Origin of the sequence: Oceanospirillum sediminis (genome assembly GCF_014164585.1) — a bacterium.
GTDB classification, from domain to species: Bacteria; Pseudomonadota; Gammaproteobacteria; order Pseudomonadales; family Halomonadaceae; genus Oceanospirillum; species Oceanospirillum sediminis.
Window position 1 is genome coordinate 1 of the sequence record NZ_JACJFM010000207.1, and the last position, 370, is coordinate 370.

The 370-nt window shown below is 31.1% G+C and carries 1 protein-coding gene; it reads right to left on the minus strand.

Features of this window, described 5'->3' with window-relative positions; genetic code table 11:
* Positions 1-130: 130 nt before the first annotated feature.
* Positions 131-370 (minus strand): transposase (locus H4O21_RS24585; protein WP_040526392.1); only part of this gene is annotated, 240 nt, incomplete at its 5' end.

The following is a 370-nucleotide window of genomic DNA, read 5'->3' on the forward strand; positions in this document are numbered from 1 at the left end:
CCTCTAATAACTACCAATTAATTCACCTCTAAATGAAATTAGAAAAAAACACAGAAAACTAAGCATAGTCTACTGTGTTTTTCTTTATGTTACAGACGCCACTTGACTGTTTATTCTTATTTTAGACAGATTACCTCCATGTTTTGAGATTTAAACGTTTAACTTGTTCGTACCTCAATAAGTTATAAGTCAGATTTGTAAGGTCAGTATTTAAAACAGCTCGATCGAATCCAATAGAACGTAAACTAGAACCATGCATTGAATTTTCAACAAAGCCAAATACATGTTCAATACGGACACGTATTTTCGAAATGATTTTATTAAACATTTTATCGTCTGCCTTAAGAGATTTAGAACGTGTGTTTTTAAG